The sequence below is a fragment of the Pseudomonas fitomaticsae genome (assembly GCF_021018765.1).
Taxonomy (GTDB): domain Bacteria; phylum Pseudomonadota; class Gammaproteobacteria; order Pseudomonadales; family Pseudomonadaceae; genus Aquipseudomonas; species Aquipseudomonas fitomaticsae.
In genome coordinates this window covers 2,333,654-2,338,341 of record NZ_CP075567.1, presented here as the reverse complement: position 1 = coordinate 2,338,341, position 4,688 = coordinate 2,333,654, and the positions used below count along the sequence as shown (strand labels likewise).

Annotated in this window: 4 protein-coding genes; 2 read left to right on the top strand and 2 right to left on the bottom strand. The window is 63.0% G+C overall.

The genetic code is table 11. The features are described from left to right. Positions 1-173 precede the first annotated feature (173 nt). Positions 174-911, bottom strand: a complete 738-nt coding sequence (locus tag KJY40_RS10635) for a thioesterase II family protein (RefSeq protein ID WP_230736638.1) — start codon at positions 909-911, stop codon at positions 174-176. Positions 912-1,040: 129 nt separating this feature from the next. Between KJY40_RS10635 and KJY40_RS10630 the strand changes: the two genes are divergently transcribed. Further along, positions 1,041-2,174, top strand: coding sequence for a cupin-like domain-containing protein (locus tag KJY40_RS10630; protein WP_230736636.1), 1,134 nt, complete (start codon positions 1,041-1,043; stop codon positions 2,172-2,174). Positions 2,175-2,180: 6 nt separating this feature from the next. Here KJY40_RS10630 and KJY40_RS10625 read toward each other — a convergent pair whose 3' ends face one another. Beyond that, complete coding sequence (locus tag KJY40_RS10625) at positions 2,181-3,353, bottom strand: MFS transporter (RefSeq protein WP_230736634.1); 1,173 nt, start codon at positions 3,351-3,353, stop codon at positions 2,181-2,183. Positions 3,354-3,612: 259 nt separating this feature from the next. Between KJY40_RS10625 and KJY40_RS10620 the strand changes: the two genes are divergently transcribed. Next, positions 3,613-4,641 (top strand): polyprenyl synthetase family protein, encoded by a 1,029-nt coding sequence (locus KJY40_RS10620; protein WP_230736632.1) that lies wholly within the window; start codon positions 3,613-3,615, stop codon positions 4,639-4,641. Positions 4,642-4,688: the final 47 nt, after the last annotated feature.

Below are 4,688 nucleotides of genomic sequence, written 5' to 3'. Positions count from 1 at the left end.
TTCTTGGCATCCGGATCAGTAGGCAGGCAGCACAAAGGCACGTCGTCCCTATAAAACGAATGCAGACCGGAAAAATTAGCGATTGAGAAGAAGTGTCAGAGGGGAGGTAAAGCGCGGATTTCAGCGGTACTCAAAACCCTGTGGGAGCGAGCTCCCACAGGTCGCTTCAGCGATCAGGCGGTTGCAGCCATGGCATGGCGTCGGTGATGCACCTCAAGTTGATCCTTGATCACCTTCAGCACTCGGGCTTCGTGCTCATGAATGAAGAAATGCCCGCCGGCCAGCATATCCACCGAGAAGCTGCCCGAGGTTTCCTTGCTCCAGCCGATCAATTGCTCGGTGGTGGCCTTGTCGGCCTTGCCGCCGAGCACATGCACCGGGCATTTGAGCAGCGGGCGCTGCAACGGCTGGAATTTGCCGCACAACAGGAAATCCGCGCGCAGGATCGGCAAGGTCAGGCTCATCAACTCTTCGTTGGCCAGTACTTCCTCGCTGGTGCCGTTGAGCGTGCGCAGCTGGTCGATCAGCTCGGCGTCGGTCTTGGGGTCGGCGAAACCGCGGTCGTAATCGGCGCGCATGGTCGGCGCAGCGGTGCCCGAGGCGAACAGCGCCACCGGTTCCGGGCAGCCCAGCGCCCGCAGTGCATGGGCGATTTCGCAGGCCATCAGCGCGCCCAGGCTATGGCCGAACAACGCATAAGGGGTCTTTAGCGTCGGGCGCAATTCCCTGGCCAGTTGCATCGCCAGTACGCGCATGTCGGTGTGCAGCGGTTCGTCGAACCGGGCGCCGCGCCCCGGCAGCTCCACCGGTTGCAGTTGCAGCCATTGCGGCAGCTTCGGCCGCCAGCGGCTGTAGACCATGGCACTGGCGCCGGAGTACGGCAGGCACAGCAGGGTCAACTTGGTCACCACGCTTCCCTCGAAAAAATGTCTCTTCAAAAGGGTACGGATCAACGGCCGGGCAAATTAGTCGGCGGTGGCTAAATTTCCCCCACAAACCCTCGTTAACCGTTCAGGCCAAAACAACAACGAGGATTCACCGTGGACCTGCAGACCATCCTGGGCAAGCTGTTCGCCAATGCCGGTGCCGTCGGCATCGAAGGCGTTTTCCAATTCGTGCTGGGTCCACAGCTGGCGTGCTGGTCCGAGGTCAAGGCCAGCACCCGCACCGAGGCCGGTCGACACCCGAACCCGGACGTGACCATTGAAGTGGCGCCGAACGATTTTGCCGGGATCATGAGCGGCACCGCCAACGTCGAAGAACTGTTCGCCAGCGGGCGCCTGAAGATCGGCGGCAACATGGGCCTGGCGACGATGCTGCCGCAGATCATCGACCATGCACGCCATGGTGGTGCGCCGGCGCAGAAGGTCGACATGAACAAGCGCTACCCGACACCGCCACGCCGCAGTGAAACCATCACCGCCGCACGACCGGTGCAGACCGTGGTCGAGCGCCGGCCACGCAGCGAGTTGTCAGTCCAGGAATTCGAGGAGCGCTACCTGCCCTTCGGCACGCCGGTGGTCATCAGCAATGCCTTGCACGACTGGCCGCTGTTCAAGCTCAGCCGCGAAGAGTCGCTGGTGCATTTCGCCGAACTGCAAGGCATCACCCGCCATGGCGATTACGTGAAGAAAACCTTCTCCACCGAACGGGATTTCCGCTCCACCTCGATGGCCGATTTCATCGCCTCGCTGGACAGCCCGGCGGTCAAGGGCGCTGACGGCGAGCCGCCGGCGTACATGGGCAACAACATCCTGCCGGCCGCGCTGATGCAGCAGATCAAATACCCGCCCTACTTCGATGCCTCGCTGTTCATCCCGCCACGGATCTGGATCGGCCCCAAGGGCACGCTGACGCCGCTGCACCGCGACGACTCCGACAACCTGTTCGCCCAGGTCTGGGGCCAGAAGAAATTCACCCTCGCTGCGCCCCACCACCGCGAAGCGCTGGGCACCTGGTCCACTGCGCCGGAAGGTGGGCTGGACGGCTGCGATTTCAACCCGGATGCGCCGGACTATGAACGCTTCCCCGCCGCGCGCGACGTGACGTTCCTGCGCGTGACCCTGGAGGCCGGCGACCTGCTGTTCCTGCCCGAAGGCTGGTTCCATCAGGTGGAGTCGGTGTCGACGTCGCTGTCGGTCAACTTCTGGGTGAACTCGGGCCGGGGCTGGTAACCGGCATTATTTGAGGTGACGAAAGCTCTGCACCGCAGAGCCCAGCACCACCGCCCCGGCGGCAATCGCCAGCCAGAAGCCGCTGCGGGCGCCGAACGCATCCACCAGTGCGCCGGAACCGGCAGCGCCGATGGCCACGCCGATGCTCAGACCGGTCACCAGCCAGGTCAGGCCTTCAGTGAGCTTGGCTGGCGGCACGATGCGTTCGATCAACGCCATCGCCACGATCAGGGTCGGCGAGAAGAACAGCCCGGCGATGAACACCGCGACGGCCAACCCGAAGATGTTGCTCGCCAGCAGCAACGGCAAAGTGGTCACCGCTGTCGCCAGACCGCCGTAGAGAAACAGGCGCGGCAACGGCAGCTTCGAGCGCATCGCACCGAAGGCAATGCCGGCCAGGCAGGAACCGATGGCGTACACCGACAGCACGATGCTCGCCGCCGCTGGCTGACCTTGTTGCTGGGCGAACGCGACGCTGACCACATCCACCACGCCGACAATCACGCCCATGGCGAGCATCAACGCCAGCAGCCATTGCACGTCGGTCGAACGAATGATCGAACCCTGATGCTGCGATTCGTGCGGATGCACCGGCGGCTCGGTGCTGCGCTGGGCGACGAACGCCGTCACGCCGATCGCCAGCATCAACAACGCTGCCAGCGGCCCGGCCTCGGGAAACACGCCGACGCACAAGCCCACCGACAACGGCGGGCCGACGATGAAGCAGACTTCGTCGAGCACCGACTCCAGCGCATACGCGGTCTGCAACTGCGGCTGGCCGCGATAGATTTCGGTCCAGCGCGCCCGCGCCATCGCCGACATGCTCGGCATGCAACCGGCCAGTGCGGCACAGACAAACAGCGTCCAGGTCGGCGCCTGCAAACGGGTGCACAACAGCAACATCAGCAGCGCGCCCCCGCCGATCAGCGCTGCCACAGGCAGTACTCGCCCCTGGCCGAAGCGGTCCACCAGCCGTGACACCTGCGGCGCACAAAACGCCGTGGCCAGCGCAAACGTCGCCGCCACCCCACCCGCCAGCGCATAGCCGCCGGTCAATTGCGAGAGCATGGTGATCACGCCGATACCGGTCATGGAAATCGGCATGCGCGCGATCATCGCGGCCATCACAAAAGCCCGGGCGCCGGGGGCGTTGAACAGTTCGCGGTAAGGGTTTGCCATCGGATGCAGCCTCATCAGGGGCGGCCAAGTTGCCACAAAGCCTGACAGCCGGGGAAGCGCGCAATTGTTGGTGGAATGTGAAGGCCTTGCAAAGGGAATCGCTACTGTTTGCGGCGATTGCGGAATGACCTGCCGAGCGCGTTGATCGACTCGCTACCATTTGTCGGCCGACCGTGCGCACCTGTCAGATCTGTCAGGTGCGCCAATCACGCCGAAGGTGTTTCATGGATCCAGCATCACTCGCACAGGAATTGCACCAATGCCCCTCTCTCTCGATTTCGGGAATGGCAGCAACCTGCTCAATCCCGGCACGCTCGGCAATCCCGTCATGGGTATCGAAAGCACCATGACCGAATCGTCGCGGATACGCCTGAAGTCGGCCGCTGGGCAGCAGGTCGACGGCTCAGCGCAGCCCTTCGAAAACTGGCGTCGGGAAAAAATGCAGCACATCCAGTCTGCTTTGGAAAACGCATTGCCCGATCCTGCTGTGATGCCTTTGCGTCTGCATGAAGCCATGAGCTATGCCGTGCTTGGCGCCGGTAAACGCCTGAGACCCTTGTTGTGCCATGCCGCCGGCGCAGTGTTCGGCGCCGCTCCCGAAGCGTTGGGCATGGCCTCGGCTGCAGTGGAAATGATCCACGTCGCGTCATTGGTACACGATGACCTCCCCGCCCTCGATAATGACGACTTGCGACGTGGCCGGGCGACGGTTCACGTTCAATATGACGAGGCACTGGCCATTCTTGTGGGCGATGCGTTGTTTGCCCAGGCGTTCACCACCCTGAGCCGGATTCCCGTAAAGGTCGATTGCGTGATGCGCATGGTGCAAGAGCTGGCCCACGCCTCGGGTTCTGCGGGCCTGACGGGAGGCCAGGTCCTTGATCTGGCGGCGGTGAGCACAACATTGGATGCCGCCAGCCTGGAAACCTTGCACCACCTGAAAACCGGATCTTTGATACGTGCAAGCCTGCACATGGGCGCGCTATGCGCCGGCCTCACGGATTACCCCTCTCAGGCGCTTGACCGTTACGCACAAGCCATCGGGCTCGCCTTCCAGATTGTCGACGACGTGCTCGACTGCACGATGGACACCGCCACCCTCGGCAAAACAGCCGGCAAGGATGCCCGGGACCATAAACAGACGTACGTTTCAATGCACGGATTGGAGACATCCATGCAACTGGCGCAGAACCTTTTGGTCCAGGCACACCATGCACTGTTGGCGCTACCGGGCAACACCGGCCCATTGCATGGACTGGCCGAGCTGATCGTCCAGCGCACACGCTGACTCACGAATGCGAGAAGCCCTACCTCCCGGGAATCTGTTCAAGGAGC